We start from the raw sequence: 16,998 nt of genomic DNA on the forward strand, positions 1-16,998 counted from the left end.
CGTATGATTTTGGTGATTGATAATTATGATTCGTTTACGTACAATCTTGTTCAATATTTGGGTGAGCTTGGCGAAGAAGTAACCGTAAAGCGGAACGATGAGATTGATGTGAAAGGCATAGAAGAGCTGGCACCAGAGCATATTTTGATCTCGCCGGGCCCCTGCACGCCGAACGAGGCGGGGATATCGTTGGATGTGATCGGTCATTTTAAAGGTCGTATCCCGATCTTTGGCGTCTGTCTCGGTCACCAGGCCATCGGACAGGCTTTTGGCGGTAAGGTTATCCGGGCTGAACGGCTCATGCACGGTAAAACATCACCGATTCTCCATCACAATACGTCGGTATTCGAAGGCTTGCCATCACCGTTCACAGCGACCCGGTATCATTCGCTGCTGGTGGAGCGTGAGAGCCTGCCTGAATGTCTGGAGATTACCGCTGAAACTGCAGAGGGTGAAATTATGGGTTTGCGGCATAAAGAATTCGCCGTAGAAGGAGTCCAGTTCCATCCCGAATCCATTATTACCGACTACGGGCATCAACTGCTGCGCAATTTCCTAAAACGCAAGGTAGGCGTCTGATTCATGAAATATATCGGAGTCAACGGCGTCCTCACGGAAGCCGCAAAAGCCGTGATTCACGTTAGTGATCACGGTTTTTTATACGGCATGGGCTTGTTTGAAACGTTTCGCACCTACAAAGGTGTTCCATTCCTGCTGGATCGGCATCTGCATAGACTGGCAGAAGGCTGCCGCATGCTCGGCATTCCTTTTCAACCGGACGAGGAGCGGCTTACGGGACATATCCAAGGTCTAATGGTGGCAAATGGACTGGACGAGGCCTATATCCGCTACACCGTGTCAGCGGGGGAAGAGGTGCTAGGCTTGCCATCCGGTGATTACACGCGGCCCAACCATATTTTGTTCGTCAAGCCGCTGCCCTCGACAAATACACAGGCCGGGGAACCGACTTCCCCATCGGCGCTTCAGTTGTTGCGAACCCCAAGGAACACTCCAGAGGGTGAGATTCGCTTAAAATCACTCCATTATATGAACAATATTCTTGCGAAGCGGGAGCTTCAGCAGTACACCGCTGCTGTCCAGCATAAGGCCGAAGGGATGATGCTTACGGCAAATGGTTTTCTGGCAGAGGGAATGGTCAGCAACCTGTTCTTTGTACGACAGGATACGTTGTATACGCCTGACTTGTCTACGGGAATTCTGCCAGGCATTACGCGTGAGTTCGTTTTGGAGCTCGCTCAATTGCGAGGCATTCCCTATGAGCAAGGCTTGTACCGTTGGGACGAGCTGCAGCAGGCTGATGAAATTTTTATGACCAACTCCATACAAGAAATACGTCCTGTCCATCTGCTGCTGGAGCCGGACGGAGGGATACATCACATATCGGATTCCTTGGCACCGACCGGGCCCATAACAGCCTTGCTGTTGCACGACTATAGACAGAAAGCAGGGATCAAGTGAATATACCAACTCTTTATCAACGCAGCTATCGAATGGGGAACGCCGAGCTTACGCTCGGACATGCCACACAGATCATGGGTATACTGAATGTAACCCCGGATTCATTTTCCGATGGGGGGTTACATTATAATCCAGAACTGGCTGTTTTACATGCCTTGAAGCTGGTGGAAGATGGAGCCGATATTATTGATATTGGTGGAGAATCTACACGCCCGGGTCATGAACCGGTAGGTGTGAACGAGGAGCTGGCTCGGGTCATTCCGGTTATCCAGGCGATCCATCGTATCGCACCGCATATTCCGTTATCGGTGGATACTTACAAAGCCGAGGTGGCACGGCAGGCACTTGAAGCGGGCGCACATATCATTAATGATGTGTGGGGTTTTAAGGCAGACCCCGACATGGCGCGTGTGGCTGCACAATTCGATTGTCCAGTTATTTTGATGCATAATCGTCATGATCGTAACTATAGCGATTTGGTATCTGATATGTTATCCGATTTAAAAGAAAGCATCAGCTTGGCACTGGATGCAGGTGTACGAAAGGAACAGATTATTTTAGACCCAGGCATCGGTTTTGCCAAGGATTACGATGAAAACATTCATGCTATGACTTCTCTCGATACGTTGAGTCAGCTAGGCTTTCCGCTGTTATTGGCTACGTCGCGCAAAAGATTTATCCGTACAGCACTGGATTTGCCTGTGGATGATGTGGTGGAGGGTACAGCGGCTACGGTAGCCTTTGGTATTGCTCAAGGGTGCCAGATTGTGCGTGTACACGATGTGGCACAAATCAAGCGCACGGTACGTATGTGTGACGCGATGGTGTACGGGTCTAGAAATACACTGAGTTATGGTGGGTAAAGCCCGCTTCATGAATGCTTTGATCCTGCGATCGCTGTTGCAACGGGATTCTTTGGATTATCAAACCATGTAGAGGTAAGAATCCCGTTGCAAAGGCGAACGCTCCGCTTCTTCGGATTCAAATCCTTCATTACGCTACTACCAGCATAAAGTCACTGTATTTTCAGAAAAAAATCAAATAAAAAAACAGGGGGCCTACCCACGAATGGATAAAATGGTTTTGCATCGTATGGAGTATTACGGATATCACGGCGTTTTTCCCGAGGAACGCAAGCTGGGACAGCGTTTCTACATTGATTTGGAATTGGAGCTTGATCTGCGTGAGGCGGGCGAGCAGGACGCATTGGACAAAACGGTTAATTACGCTGAGGTGCATTACACCGTTAAAGATATTGTAGAAAAGGAATCTTACCAATTGATTGAAGCTTTAGGCGAACGTATTGCATCTTCCTTACTGGACACTTATACTAGTGTAAATGCATTGACTGTCAAAGTCACAAAGCCGCATCCGCCGTTTGATATTCATTTTGGAGGCGTGACGGTTGAGCTTTATCGCGCAAGAAAGTAGGAACGTACATGAACGCACATTCGACCTCTGAGGCATCAGAGGCTTATATTGCTTTAGGGGCTAATTTGGGGGAGCGTGAGCTTACCCTGTATGAAGCCATCACGGCGCTGGACGAACATCCGAGTATACGGGTGCTGCGTTGCTCCAGCCTGTACGAAACAGAGCCTGTCGGGTATCTGGATCAGCCTTCTTTTTTGAATATGACGGCAGCCGTATCTACAACACTCACTCCCGAGGAGCTTCTGGCTTTTATGCTGGAGGTGGAGAGTCGTCTGGGTAGAGTAAGGCATATTCCTAACGGTCCGCGCACGATTGATCTGGATCTGTTATGGATGGAAGCCGCGCGGCTGGCTACACCGGATTTGGAGCTTCCTCATCCCCGCATGTTGGAGCGTGCTTTTGTGCTTGTGCCATTGGCTGACATCGTTCCGAATCAAGATCCATCCGGTCTGTACAGTATCGTGCATACTGCATTGAATTCATTGGATGGAAAGGATGGCATACAGTTTTGGAAAACATGCAGCTGGCGCAACGGCTCCGCGCCTTCCGAAAGCTTAAAGGAATAACACAGCAGGAGTTGGCTAAACGAACCGGTATATCCTTGGCCGTATTGGGTGCTATGGAGCGGGGTAATCGTACAATAGAGCCTGACATGCTGAGCATTATTGCCCGAACCCTAGAAATTGAAGTCCGGGAACTGACGGAATAACGATAAGTGAACGATATATAAAGAAGGAATAAAGGAGTGAAGGAAATTGTTGAAAATCGGCGGTATTGAAATGAAAAACCAAGTCGTCCTGGCTCCGATGGCAGGCGTGTGTAATCCTGCTTTTCGCCTGATCGCCAAGGAATTTGGCACAGGTCTGGTCTGTGCGGAAATGGTTAGTGATAAGGCGATTATTCACGGAAATAAACGTACGCGCGAAATGCTGTTTGTGGATGAGCGCGAGAAGCCGCTTAGCCTGCAAATTTTCGGGGGAGACCGTGAATCCCTGGTGGAGGCAGCGAAGGTCGTAGATCAGGAGACGAACGCGGATATTATTGACATTAATATGGGCTGCCCGGTTCCCAAGGTGACCAAATGTGATGCAGGTGCTCGTTGGCTGCTGGACCCCAATAAGATCTATGAAATGGTATCTGCTGTTGTGGAGTCTGTGAGTAAGCCAGTTACGGTGAAAATGCGTATCGGCTGGGATAGCGAGCATATTTATGCCGTAGAGAATGCCCGCGCCGTAGAACGTGCCGGAGGTCAGGCTGTGAGCGTGCATGGCCGCACACGGGAGCAGCTGTATACGGGGCACGCGAACTGGGATATCATAAAAGAGGTTAAAGAAGCGGTCTCCATTCCTGTAATTGGTAATGGTGATGTGGCAACACCGGAAGATGCCCGCCGCATGCTGGATTTGACCAATTGTGATGGTGTTATGATCGGACGCGGCGCTCTGGGTAACCCGTGGATGCTGTATCGTACGATTGAATATTTGCAAACGGGTGAGCTTTTGCCTGATCCTTCACCGGAAGAAAAAATCCGTATTGCCATTCTGCACATGGATCGTCTGGTGGCACTGAAAGGCGAAGCAGTGGCTGTCCGCGAAATGCGCAAGCATCTGGCTTGGTATCTTAAAGGGCTAAAAGGCTCTGCGCGCATTAAGGACGTCATTATGGAAGAAACCAAACGTGATGATATGGTGCGTATTTTGGATCAATTTGTATCTCAATTGCACATGGTAGAAAACGATGAGCCTTCTGCAAGCGCTGCTTCTCCTGCCGCTGTTGCGCAATAATGAAGCCGTTTCTGTCTTCGTGTGCGATTGACTTTTCCAAGTGCTTGCCCTATAATCGTTCAGTATAAAATCTTGATGTATGCTACAAATTGTGTGCAGCTCTTAAGACAACAGCAGGAAATGTTCTCATTCCCTCAGAGTGGCATATGATGTTTTGAAAGCGTGCATTCCGATGCACTTTTAAACTTTTCCCATGACAGGAGAATCGGTTAAGATGAGCGATAAAGAAGTCATTCTGACACAGGAAGGCCTTAGAAAGCTCGAAGATGAGCTTGAGAACTTAAAGTCTGTCAAACGCCGTGAAGTGGCGGAACGGATTAAGGTAGCCATCGGATACGGGGATATCAGTGAAAACTCCGAGTATGAGGATGCAAAGAACGAGCAGGCTTTTATTGAAGGCCGCATCATTACGCTAGAAAAAATGCTACGCAATGCCCGCATTATCAATAGTGATGAAATTGACACCGATGTTGTGGGAGTAGGCGCAACCGTGACCGTGGAAGATTTGGAATTCGGAGATATAACAGAATATGCGATCGTCGGTTCCGCTGAATCGGATCCGCTTCAGAACAAAATTTCCAATGAAAGTCCGGTTGGCAAGGCAATCCTTGGTAAGAAAAAGGGAACTGTTGTGGATGTCACTGTTCCAGCAGGAGTTATTCAATATAAAATCGTAGATATCAAGAAATAAGAAACGAACCTTGGAATTAAATTCAAAAGCTTCCACAAGGAAGCTTTTTTTCTCTACACCCGGATGGACCCCGGCCCGTCTACTCATAATGAAGGAGCTGATTTAGCACCATGTCGGATGAAACTATTAATCAGGAATCACAGGAAAATCGCGAGGAATTAAGTGAATTGTTGCAAATTCGCCGCGCCAAATTGGACGAGCTTCGCTCATTGGGCATTGATCCCTTTGGACGTAAATACATACGCACGGCTGAAGCGGGCGCACTGCTAAGCAAGTATGACAGCCTGACCAAGGAAGAACTGGAAGAAAAGAATCTTGAAGTTAGCATCGCAGGCCGCATCATGGCTAAACGGGTGATGGGTAAAGCCAGTTTTGCTCATATACAGGATCTTAGCGGACGTATTCAAATTTATGTTCGTCAAGACAGTGTTCCGGAAGAACAGTATAAAGCATTCAGTATTTTGGATCTGGGCGATATTGTCGGTATTAAGGGTGTACTGTTTAAGACCAAAACGGGAGAAACTACAATTAAGGCTCAGGATATTGTGGTTTTGTCCAAATCCCTGTACCCATTACCGGAGAAATATCATGGTCTGAAGGATGTTGAATTGCGTTACCGTCAGCGTTATGTTGATCTGGTTATGAACCCGGAAGTACAAAAAACGTTCATTACACGTTCCCGTATTATTCAATCCATGCGTCGTTATTTGGACTCCCTCGGCTATTTGGAAGTTGAGACTCCAACGTTACATTCCATTGCCGGCGGGGCGGCAGCCAAGCCGTTTATTACACACCATAATGCGTTGGACATGCAGCTTTATATGCGTATTGCCATTGAACTTCATCTGAAACGACTGATTGTCGGCGGAATGGAGAAAGTATACGAGATCGGACGCGTTTACCGTAATGAAGGTGTTTCAACACGCCACAATCCCGAGTTTACAATGATTGAGCTGTATGAAGCGTATGCTGACTACCAGGATATCATGCAATTAACGGAAAATATGGTTGCTCATATTGCGCAGGAAGTGCTTGGCACACAACACATTCAATATCAAGGTCATGAAGTAGATCTGACACCACAATGGCGCAGAGTGTCGATGGTGGATGCTGTTAAAGAAGTAACAGGCGTGGATTTTGGAGCACACCTGAGTAATGAAGAAGCTCATCGCCTTGCGAAGGAGCATAATGTAAAGGTAGAGCCACATATGACCTTTGGCCATATCCTGAACGCTTTCTTTGAAGAATTCGTAGAAGAAACACTCATTCAGCCGACCTTTATTACAGGGCATCCGGTTGAAATCTCGCCGCTGGCGAAGAGAAATGAGCAAGATCCGCGCTTTACGGATCGTTTTGAGCTGTTCGTAGTAGCTCGTGAGCATGCGAATGCATTCACCGAGCTAAATGATCCGATTGACCAGCGCCAGCGTTTTGAAGCACAATTGCTGGAACGTGAGCATGGCAATGACGAGGCTCATGAAATGGATGACGACTTTATCCGTGCATTGGAATACGGTATGCCGCCGACGGGCGGACTGGGTATCGGCATCGACCGGTTGGTTATGTTGCTGACAGATGCACCGTCCATTCGCGACGTGCTGCTTTTCCCGCATATGCGTAACCAACAGTAGAATAACATAACATTATGGATATAGAGGATCAGCCGGGCTTCCTTCCCGTGTCTTGTTCCTCTTTTTCATAAGAATGGATGGAGAGAATACTTCTAATGAAACGCAGCGACAAGCTTGCCCGGTTCGCATCGCCTCCTTTTATATTGGTCATCGGATACTTGCTGATTATCGCATTGGGTACTTTGCTGCTGATGCTTCCTATTTCCAATCATAGTGGACATGTTCCGTATTGGATTGATTCGCTGTTTATGTCTGTTTCCGCTGCTTGTGTCACCGGATTGGTCGTGGTGGACGTGAATTCAACCTATACGATGTTTGGAGAAACGGTCATCATGGCGTTAATGCAGCTGGGAGGCCTCGGTTTTATGACCTTGGCGACCTTGTTTGCATTGTTGCTGGGGCGACGGTTGTCATTGAAGGATCGGCTTCTGCTGAAGGAAGCGATTAATGCCGATAGCATGGAAGGAATCGTACGCATTATTCGCAAGGTGCTGATTTTCTCTTTTACCATTGAGGCTATAGCTGCCGTAGTCATGGCTTTGCGGTGGATGAGGGAGATGCCTGTTGGACAAGCGCTATACTATGGAATATTCCATTCGGTATCTCTTTTTAACAATGGGGGCTTCGACCTGTTTGGAAGCAGCTTTCAACAGTATGCCGGGGATTTTGTATTCAATATCATTGCATCTGTGCTTGTCATTTCAGGGGGACTGGGCTTTCTTGTACTAAGCGACCTGTTCGATTTTCGCCGCACCCGGAGACTGAGTCTTCACTCCAAAATGGTGTTAAGTGTGTCGGGTGGGCTTATTGTAATCGGGGCGTTGGTTATATTCATTTTTGAGTTTACCAATGCTCGTACCCTGGGCTCGCTGAATTGGGAGGGCAAAATGTACGCTTCTGTCTTTCAATCCGTATCTACACGCTCCTCTGGAACAAGCACAGTAGATATCAGCGGGTTGAGACAGGCCAGTCAGTTCTTTATCATGCTGCTGATGATTATCGGAGCTTCACCGGGCTCCACCGGGGGTGGAATCAAAACAACCACATTTCTACTGATGATTGGAGCATTGTTGGCTGTCATGCGAGGTCAGAAGGAAATCGTGTTCTTCCGCCATAGAGTTCCCAACGACATCATGATGCGAGCGTTGACCATTATTATACTGGCGCTTTTTATATTCTCAATTGTGGTTATGCTGCTCTTAATGACAGAGGATGCACCCTTTCTCTCCCTTGCATTTGAGGCGGCTTCCGCAATCGGAACGGTAGGCCTGTCTGTAGGAGTAACGCCTGGACTGTCTGACGCAGGCAAGCTGATCATTTGTGTGACCATGTTCATTGGTAGAATTGGCCCTCTTACGATTGCCTATGCTCTTCGTCCACGCTCGACCAAGACGTTGTACCGTCGTCCCGAAGGGCATATCGTAATTGGATAGCTCAAATAGTATAAAAAGATGCACCCGTGCTAATTACACGGGTGCATCTTTTTTTTATTTTACATCATCATCATGTAATGTGCAGCATATCATGAAAAGTATCCAATCTGGAAAAATGAGGAATCCCGGACTTGATAGGCACTATTTTTTGCAGAAAAAAGGCTATTTGTTTCCTTTTATGTAATTATTGACAAGACACTAGGAATATTATGTATAATATTGTATGATAGTGGGCGTGAAAGGGGGATAGCTGAGGGGGAATACCAACTTCTAATTTGAAAGGAATCATCTATTATGTATTTATTCATTATTAGTGCTGAAGTTTTATTTTGGGTTTTTGTTGTTCTAGGGTTGATCGCAAGATATATGTTTGGCTTAAAGAAATTAGGCGGTCTTCTTTTACTGTGTACTCCTATTATTGATATCCTGTTACTGATTGCAGTGTTTATCACAGTAAGCAGCGGCATGGAGATTACGACCGCTACGGGTCTGGCGGCCTGCTATCTTGGTATTACAATAGCATTTGGTCATAGGTTAATTAAATGGGCGGATGTGCGGTTCTCTCATTGGTTTGGCAAGGGGCCGAAGCCTGAACCCAAGTATGGCGCTGCTCATGCAAAAGAGGAACGGGTGGGGTGGTTGCTTCACTTGTTGGGCTGGGCCATCGGCAATGCTTTGTTACTCGCGATCATTGTGTATGTAGATGATCCACAGCGTACGGCTTCCTTGGAGGGCATTATGAGAACATGGGCGATCGTTCTGGCCATCGACTTTATTGTTTCCTTTAGCTATACCCTGGCTCCAAAGAAAAATAAGGCGTAGCCCCGGTAGTATAAGGCTTTCCATTCAGATGAAATAAGACCGGTCACTCAGGATGTTCAAATCGGAAGGGTCGTTGATGGTAAAAATGAAGTTTTCACTTCCGGTAGTTCGATGAGTCCGTCGCTATTGTAGGAAAAATAACAAATATGATAATTTTATGTTGAACTCGCTTAAACAGTCACCTCATTTTTGCCTCTCTACCTCATTACTCGCATGGATTCCTTCCGATTTGAACACAGACCAACCAGAAGAAGTACAGCTCTCGTAAGCTGACAGACAGCATGCATTGTGTTCTCCGGACCTTTTAAAGACGGAGCATGTTAAAACGACTTTATTGGTCTAGGGTTGGATTTCTTATTCAGTATGAAATTTTATGGTTTCACTATAGTTATTTTTTAGCTTTTGGAGCGATGCTGCGCCATTAACGGCAGTAGTTTTGCGGTCAATTTTACGTGAATGATAAGACCCAGCTCATTGGTGTTGCTGGGTATGGCAGGACAAGCCATCGTATGAAGCGCGCTTAAATTCCCGAAGGAATGGGACCTGTGATTCCTGCCGAATTCATCCGCGGAATAGTGTCCTGTCAATCATCATGAAAGTTTCAATGAAATCTTGTATTTGCCTAAAACGTCGCTTGTTTAACTTTGGCAACTGACATGATAATATTCCAGGAAACATTACATATGTCTATATGTGTAGGCATACTAAAAAAGTTGTTTTTTTGTTTGAAAATGTAAAATAAGAAAGGTGGTTTCTGTGGCAGCACTGCTGAGCGGTAAAAACATTTTGATTATGGGCGTGGCTAACAACAGGAGTATTGCCTGGGGGACAGCCCAATCTTTAGCTGCTGAGGGAGCAAAGCTCATTTTTACTTACGAAAATGAGAGGGTTGCAGATCGGGTGCTAAAGCTCGTTGAAACAATCCCGGGGTCCGTTGTCTGTCCTTGTAATGTACAAAACGATGAAGAATTGGATGCACTGACGGATTTTCTAAAGGAGAAAGTAGGCGTCCTGCATGGTTATTTTCACAGTGTTGCCTATGCGAAGGCTGAGGATTTGGATGGCCTGTTCGTCGACACTTCTCGCGAGGGATTCGCCATTGCTCAAGAAATCAGTGCCTACTCTCTGGCTGCTGTTTCCCGACGGGTTTACCCGCTGATGACGGAGGGTGGAAGTATCGTCACCATGACGTATATTGGTGCAGAACGAGCGATCAAGAATTACAACGTTATGGGTGTGGCGAAGGCTTCACTGGAAGCTAGCATGCGCTATCTGTCGAACGATCTGGGTACTTATGGTATTCGTGTTAATGCGATTTCAGCTGGTCCCATACGGACTTTGGCCGCTTATGGCATTAAGGATTTTAGCACGATGCTAAAGCATATTGAAGAGACGACGCCCCTACGCAAGACAGTTGATACGTCCGAAGTCGGAGATACCGCGTTATTCCTATTTTCCCATTTATCGAGAGGCATTACGGGAGAAGTTATCCATGTTGATGCAGGATACCACATTACAGGGATGTAAGGAGGGAACGCTGTGCTTGTTACGCATACGGACTGCCGTATTATCTCACCTGAAGGGATTATGACAAGGGAGCGACTGGAGCGGGACGTCGCGATCTTTTCCCGTATGTTGGCTCTTCGAGGAATTTCTGAAGAAGGCAGAGTGATACTAAAAGCGGTCAATTCTTATTATTTTATTGTGTCTCTGTTCTCCCTGTGCAACATTGCTGTTTCGGTGACTGTAGTGGACGAGCAGACCGTACATGATGAAATAGCTCAAATTTACGACGAAGCAGATGCCTGCTGTATCCTGACCGATTGCGACCCAGGACTTTCTCATGCTTCTGTTATTCTAATTCAAGATCTAATCCAAGAAGAAGCAGTGCACCCACATTGGGTTGGAGAGCCGGAAATCCATGGCATCGACTTTAACAAGTGGTGCGAGCGATCAGATGCCCTCATTCTGTATTCTTCAGGTACGACGGGTAAACCCAAGGGAATCGTGAAAGCTGGATCAGCTTTCATGGACAATATCAGGCATTCCATACACGCCATGAACTACCTACCGTCTGACCATATGCTCCCCGTTGTACCGTTTTCTCACTTCTATGGTATTTCACTTATTTTCTCCTGGTGGTTAACCTCATGTTCTCTCATCATCTGCAATCCTAAAAACCTCTGGAGCGTCATTGCAAGTATTACGAAAGACCGGGCGACGGTCGTAGACGCTAACCCCTCGGCTTTTTACACCTTGTTGCGTATGTTAAACCGAAAACCCGAACAACTGGAAATGATCAAGGAATCTCCGGTGCGCATGTGGTGCGTAGGCGGTTCCCCACTTACCCAAGACCTCGAAGAGAAATTTAACAACATATTTGGACAGCCCCTTCTGAATGGTTACGGCCTTTCTGAATTGGGCAACGTTACGCTGGGGACGCTGGAGTGTCCGCAAGGCTGTGGCAAACCGTTGCCTGGTGTGGACCTGAAAATACTTGATGCTGCTGGTAGCCAGCAGGCGGATGGTATCGTAGGCGAAGTGTGGATACGCAGTGCCGGATGCATGGAAGGTTACCTGAATCGTCCAGACCTGACGCAGTCCGTTCTACAGGACGGCTGGTTCAAGACGGGGGATCTGGGCTATCTGGATGACGAAATGTTGTATGTCATTGGCCGCAGCGGTAAGACGGTCAACCGGATGGGCTATATGGTATCTCCGGTCTATATCGAGGATCGGATTGGTTCGTTGGGTTACCGATCTTGCGTGATCACCTTGGAGGACGAGGCTAAAGGGACCTTGCTGGTTGCATTTATCGAAAGCGAATCCTCACAGGCCTTGTCTGTACTCCGCAAAGAAATGAATCGGGTACTTCCTTCATACATGTTTCCCGATCTTTTGCTTCCACTCGCCCATTTTCCTTTAAATCGCAATGGGAAAGTAGATCGGCTGGAAATGGAGCGCATTGCCCTGGAGAAAGCTGCTTCACGCAAAGTGTAAGTGTTGAGGAAACTGAGGCCGAAATATTACCAAAAATCGCATAAAAGAAAAGGAGAGTGCACCATGAGTATGAATCCGGAACTGGCAAAAAACACGCTTTTTTTGGAAAGGCATGAAGCAATTCTAAAGTGCCTCAATTATTTGATCGAGTATCGGCAGGAAGTCATGGATATTCTTACGCAATTTTCATCCTATCGGGCCGCCAATGCAGAAATTGATTCTACGATCCTCACACTCCAAGGTGCCTTGCAAGAAGTGCAGACCTATCAGCCAGGCTGGCAGCGTTCTATGGCTGTATTTATGCCTTCCAACGTTATTTTGTACTCCTATGCATTATACCTGTTGATTCCGTCCCTGTACGTTGAGAATATAGACTTTCGTCCTTCTTCTCACGTAAATGAGTACGTCAGCATGCTGCATGAAAAGCTTCAGGCAGTACATGGATTACCCATCTATATTCGTAAAGTTAGCCAGAAGGTGTTCTTGGAGAATTCCGTGATGCCAGCTGATATTGTGGTGTTCACCGGGAGCTATACCAATGCCGAGAAGATCAAGAAACAAATTCGAAAGGACCAGCTCTACATCTTCTACGGACAAGGGATAAATCCTTTCATCATCGGCCCTGATGCCGATCTGGAGCTGGCGGTTACCGATGTGATCCGAATGAGATTGTTCAATTCTGGACAGGACTGCCTGGGACCCGACATCATTCTGGTACATCAAGATGTGACGGAGGATTTCAAAAACTTGCTAATTCAGCGGCTTGATCAGCTGGTGTTTGGAGCCAACAATGATCCGGACGCGAACTATACTCCTATTTTCTATAAAGATGCGCTGTATTCGGTCTCTGAATATTTTAATACGAACGATAAATATATCATTTACGGCGGCGGCATTGATTTCCGTACGAAAAAGATGGAGCCGACTGTTGTATATAGTGAACTAGATCAGGACTTGGAAATTATTGAGTATTTTTCACCGGTCTTCAACGTGGTTAGTTATCGTGATGACGAGCAGCTGATCAAGCGTATATCCTCCAGTTATTTCAGTGAACGTGCGATGGGCTGTAGCTTATACGGTTCAGAGCATCTGGCGGACGTTTTGCGAAAGAAGCACACGCTGACCATAAATCAGACGCTTGAGGACGTGGATCAGGGCAATAAGCCCTTTGGTGGCTACGGCACAATGTCGAACTATATTTTTTACGATTTTAAGCTCGTTTCGAAGCCAATTTTAATTTCTGAAATTGTCGCAGAATATTTGTCGGAAAAGAGGAGTTTGGTATGACTGCGAGTTTATCCCCATGGGACGCCATCATTGGCTACTTAAAATCGGCTGGGGTTCGGCATCTCTTTGGATTACCAAGTGATGATCTCAAAATCGTATCGTCACTCCCCTCATCCGGTATGGATTTTATTCTATGCAAAGATCAGCGTAATGCTGTGTTCATGGCAGCAGGCTATGCGCTCACAACCAATCAGATGTCCGTATGTGTTGTGGGTAAAGGCCCTGCGCTCAGTAATACAATCACGGGGCTGCTGGAAGCGAAGAACCTTGGTGCTCCGCTTTTGCTTTTGGCGCTTGGCACCGGAGGAGACAAGCTGGGTACCCGTTCCTTTCAGGAAGCCGATCAAATCTCACTCGTGAAGCCGCTTGTCAAATGGGCTTATCGTGTCGAGCATGTGGATCGACTTGTATGGGCGATGGAGCGAGCAGCTTTTTTGGCCATCAATGGAGCCCCGGGTCCTGTCTATATTGAGCTACCCGAAAACCTGATGGACCAGCCTGTGCCGATGGAGCTTCAGTACGCCCCGCCCGAGAAGCTTTCGTGTTCTCCGTCTCTGCGGGAGCTGGATGCGGCTTGGGCAATTATAAAGACGGCGCGCAGGCCCCTCATTCTAGTCGGAGGGGGAATGAAGTCAGAGACGAACGATGTCATTGAGTTGTTCGCTCACCAACATGGAGCAGCCTTGTTCGCAACCGCCTCGGGACGGGGTGTAGTGGATGAAGACCATGAACTTTTCTGTGGTGTTGCCGGACTCTACACGGATATCAGCATGAGACAAATTTGGGAGGAATCTGATGTAGTGATCACGCTGGGCAGCCGCTTGGAAGAAACGGCTACGTTCGAGTGGGATATTTGGCTACAGGATACACCTTTGATTCAAGTTAATGTAGAGCTGGAGGATTTTGCGCACGAATACAGGGGTATCAAGGTGCTTGGTGATGGATATGCAGCAGTGGAGCAATGGCATGATCGGCTAGGGCAGAAGCCTGATGGAGTGTGGCTTGAAACGATCAGGAGCTGTAAAGAGAAGGCTTTTTCTCACAGGGCTATTTATCTGGAGGAATTGAAAAAGGCTCCTGGAATCCACGTTCCAGAGCTGTTGGAAATCATTCAGACGGAGTTTCCTGAAAATCTAGTGCTTCTTCAAGAGAATGGATTGCAGGATATGTGGTCTTACTTTTATCCATATTTTCGATTTGCCGCAGGTTCTCTTTCGATTGTTCCCAGTGACCAAACGAGTCTTGGATTTGGTGCGGCCGCTGCTCTGGGGGCAAGTTTGGCAACTGAATGTCCAGTAGTGGCACTTGTAGGTGACGGTGCGTTCAATCTCTTCTTTTCGGATTTTATGACAGCGGTGGAGTATCAAATACCGTTAATCTATCTCGTGCTCAATAATGGCGGTTATGGTTGGTTGCAGAATCAGATGAATTATAAGCACTTACCAGGGCAGTCCCTGCCATTTGTTTCTGAGGCGGCCAAGACAGGAATTCAAATTCCCCAGTATGAGTTTGTCGAGAGCCTTGCAATCCGCAGCAAGGGGGAGGCCCGGGAACAGCTTCAGCTTGCTTGGCAAAAGTATCAGGAGAATAAGCTTGTGGTCGTCGAGGTATATGCTGATCTTGCAGATGTGCATGAAAAAATCAGGCATGTGTATGGCGACTTTCCTCTCTACGAGCAACAGGCTTCCAAGAATTAATTTCAGCGAAGGACGTGGGTACAGTGAGAAGACGTGTTGTAGTGACAGGACAGGGAGTCGTAACGCCAGTCGGGCATAATCTTACGGATTTTTGGAATTCATTGTTGGAAGGGAAAAGTGGAATCGGACCTGTCACTGCTTTCGATACAGCGGACATTCCGACAAAGATTGGTGCACAGGTTACGGGCTTTGATCCGCTGCAATATATGAGCAAGAAGGAAGCTAATAAAGTCGCACAGTTCACTCAGTTTGCCTTGGCGGCTGCCCGGCAGGCAGTGGAACAATCGAAATTAGTGATTGATGAGCGGAATGCAGGCCGAGTGGGTGTTATTGTCGGCTCTGGAGCAGGCGGTCTTGATGTAATAGAGGAGAACTATGGAAAACTAACAAAGCTTGGCCCCAAAAGGGTTTCTCCTTATTTTGTTTCCTCCATGATGATTAATTCAGCGCCTGGTGAAATATCCATTGCTATTGGAGCCAAGGGACCTTCCTTTGCTGTGGTTACGGCTTGTGCCACAGGAAGTAATGCCATTGGTGAAGCATTACGTACGATCCAGTATGGTACGGCTGATGTCGTGGTCGCTGGAGGAGCAGAAGCTAATTTCAGTCAGCTTGATTTGGCCTCTTTTGCGAATATTCATGCTCTCTCTAGACGCAATGAAGAACCGCAAAAGGCCAGTCGCCCGTTTGATGTGGACCGCGATGGATTCGTCATCGGTGGAGGAGCAGGAGTTTTGGTACTGGAGGAGATGGAGTATGCCTTGAACCGCGGGGCCACCATTTTGGCCGAAGTTGTGGGTTACGGATGCACAACCGATGCGTATCATATCACGGCTCCGGATCCCTCGGGCTCCGGTCCGGCAGAAGCGATCAATATCGCACTGCAGGATGGTGGCTTGACACCGCAGGAAATCGACTACGTCAATGCTCACGGTACGAGTACGCCATTTAATGACCGTATGGAGATTAACGCTATCCAGAAGGTATTCGGGGAGCATGCCCCCCGTTTGGCGATATCGTCTATTAAATCTATGACAGGCCATTTAATGGGCGGAGCAGGGGCAGTCGAATTAATCGCAACTGTACAGAGCGTGATTCACAGCAAAGTACCACCGACACTCAACTGCGACAACCCTGAAGCGCCTGAATTGAATTTTGTACCGCATGTATATCAGGAGCGCGAGGTCCGGGCAGCGATTAGCAATTCTTTTGGTTTCGGAGGGCACAACGTCTGCCTTGCTGTTCGCAAGTGGGAGGGGAGATAAGCCTGTGAGCGAAGAGCTGATCCATATCCCGGATGTGCTTCCGCACAGGTATCCCTTTCTTCTGCTGGATGGCGTGACGGGGTACGAAACGTCGCAATGGGCGAAGGGATACAAGCTTATTACCAGGAGTGAATGGTTTATTACAGAGGCTAATCCATACATGCCTCCTATGCTGATCGTAGAATCGCTCGCACAATTGGCGGCATTCACTGCAATTGATAAAAAAGGTATTTCATATCTGACCAACCTCAATGGAATTCGATTCCATAGCTTGGCGAAGCCAGGGGACCGAATTGATCTCTATTTTGAAGTGATCAAGCGTCGGCGGGGGTATACACTCGGCAGCGGTCGTGCTTCTGTAGGCGAGCGTTTGGTAGCTGAGGCGGACGAAATTGTTTCACTTGATCAATGACCGAAAAGAGCGCAGTTAATCTGTCTTTTGTGTCCTCCTGACTGCTTGCAGCGGGAGGATTTCACA

17 protein-coding genes are annotated in these 16,998 nt (G+C 47.4%); all 17 read left to right on the forward strand.

Annotation, left to right across the window (positions count from 1 at the left end; translation table 11 throughout):
- Window positions 1-3 precede the first annotated feature (3 nt).
- Window positions 4-579, forward strand: coding sequence for an aminodeoxychorismate/anthranilate synthase component II (pabA, locus tag LCF57_RS22160; RefSeq protein ID WP_226002647.1), 576 nt, complete (start codon window positions 4-6; stop codon window positions 577-579).
- Between the two features lie 3 nt (window positions 580-582).
- Window positions 583-1,479: an aminotransferase class IV gene (locus LCF57_RS22165; RefSeq protein WP_226002648.1), complete on the forward strand. Its 897-nt coding sequence runs from the start codon at window positions 583-585 to the stop codon at window positions 1,477-1,479.
- Entirely contained in the window at window positions 1,476-2,342 is an 867-nt protein-coding gene (gene folP, locus LCF57_RS22170; RefSeq protein ID WP_226002649.1) for a dihydropteroate synthase, read from the forward strand. Before LCF57_RS22165 ends, folP begins: the two co-directional genes overlap by 4 nt.
- A 205-nt stretch (window positions 2,343-2,547) precedes the next feature.
- On the forward strand, window positions 2,548-2,910 hold the full coding sequence (gene folB, locus LCF57_RS22175) for a dihydroneopterin aldolase (protein WP_025716858.1): 363 nt from the start codon (window positions 2,548-2,550) through the stop codon (window positions 2,908-2,910).
- 8 nt (window positions 2,911-2,918) lie between these two features.
- Window positions 2,919-3,476, forward strand: a complete 558-nt coding sequence (gene folK / locus LCF57_RS22180) for a 2-amino-4-hydroxy-6-hydroxymethyldihydropteridine diphosphokinase (RefSeq protein ID WP_226002650.1) — start codon at window positions 2,919-2,921, stop codon at window positions 3,474-3,476.
- Window positions 3,419-3,619 (forward strand): helix-turn-helix domain-containing protein, encoded by a 201-nt coding sequence (locus tag LCF57_RS22185; protein ID WP_226002651.1) that lies wholly within the window; start codon window positions 3,419-3,421, stop codon window positions 3,617-3,619. The genes folK and LCF57_RS22185 overlap by 58 nt, the downstream gene beginning before the upstream one ends.
- Before the next feature lie 46 nt (window positions 3,620-3,665).
- The gene (dusB, locus tag LCF57_RS22190; RefSeq protein WP_226002652.1) at window positions 3,666-4,694 is read left to right on the forward strand and encodes a tRNA dihydrouridine synthase DusB; all 1,029 of its coding nucleotides are present in this window, start codon (window positions 3,666-3,668) and stop codon (window positions 4,692-4,694) included.
- A 214-nt stretch (window positions 4,695-4,908) separates the two neighbouring features.
- On the forward strand, window positions 4,909-5,385 hold the full coding sequence (gene greA, locus LCF57_RS22195; RefSeq protein WP_007428055.1) for a transcription elongation factor GreA: 477 nt from the start codon (window positions 4,909-4,911) through the stop codon (window positions 5,383-5,385).
- A gap of 110 nt (window positions 5,386-5,495) precedes the next feature.
- Window positions 5,496-7,016 (forward strand): lysine--tRNA ligase, encoded by a 1,521-nt coding sequence (lysS, locus tag LCF57_RS22200; RefSeq protein ID WP_226002653.1) that lies wholly within the window; start codon window positions 5,496-5,498, stop codon window positions 7,014-7,016.
- A 95-nt stretch (window positions 7,017-7,111) separates the two neighbouring features.
- Window positions 7,112-8,449 (forward strand): TrkH family potassium uptake protein, encoded by a 1,338-nt coding sequence (locus LCF57_RS22205; protein WP_226002654.1) that lies wholly within the window; start codon window positions 7,112-7,114, stop codon window positions 8,447-8,449.
- 294 nt (window positions 8,450-8,743) lie between these two features.
- Entirely contained in the window at window positions 8,744-9,271 is a 528-nt protein-coding gene (locus LCF57_RS22210; RefSeq protein ID WP_226002655.1) for a hypothetical protein, read from the forward strand.
- Window positions 9,272-10,027: 756 nt separating this feature from the next.
- On the forward strand, window positions 10,028-10,798 hold the full coding sequence (gene fabI, locus LCF57_RS22215; RefSeq protein WP_226002656.1) for an enoyl-ACP reductase FabI: 771 nt from the start codon (window positions 10,028-10,030) through the stop codon (window positions 10,796-10,798).
- A 12-nt stretch (window positions 10,799-10,810) separates the two neighbouring features.
- A complete protein-coding gene (locus LCF57_RS22220) occupies window positions 10,811-12,271 on the forward strand; it encodes a class I adenylate-forming enzyme family protein (RefSeq protein WP_226002657.1) in 1,461 nt (486 codons plus the stop codon).
- 63 nt (window positions 12,272-12,334) lie between these two features.
- On the forward strand, window positions 12,335-13,558 hold the full coding sequence (locus LCF57_RS22225; RefSeq protein WP_226002658.1) for an aldehyde dehydrogenase family protein: 1,224 nt from the start codon (window positions 12,335-12,337) through the stop codon (window positions 13,556-13,558).
- Window positions 13,555-15,255, forward strand: coding sequence for a thiamine pyrophosphate-binding protein (locus tag LCF57_RS22230; RefSeq protein WP_226002659.1), 1,701 nt, complete (start codon window positions 13,555-13,557; stop codon window positions 15,253-15,255). The genes LCF57_RS22225 and LCF57_RS22230 overlap by 4 nt, the downstream gene beginning before the upstream one ends.
- A 23-nt stretch (window positions 15,256-15,278) precedes the next feature.
- Window positions 15,279-16,520: a beta-ketoacyl-ACP synthase II gene (gene fabF / locus LCF57_RS22235; protein WP_226002660.1), complete on the forward strand. Its 1,242-nt coding sequence runs from the start codon at window positions 15,279-15,281 to the stop codon at window positions 16,518-16,520.
- Between the two features lie 4 nt (window positions 16,521-16,524).
- Window positions 16,525-16,932: a 3-hydroxyacyl-ACP dehydratase FabZ family protein gene (locus LCF57_RS22240; RefSeq protein WP_226002661.1), complete on the forward strand. Its 408-nt coding sequence runs from the start codon at window positions 16,525-16,527 to the stop codon at window positions 16,930-16,932.
- The last annotated feature ends 66 nt before the right edge of the window (window positions 16,933-16,998 follow it).

Source organism: Paenibacillus sp. BJ-4, from assembly GCF_020404765.1.
Taxonomy (GTDB): Bacteria; Bacillota; Bacilli; order Paenibacillales; family Paenibacillaceae; genus Paenibacillus.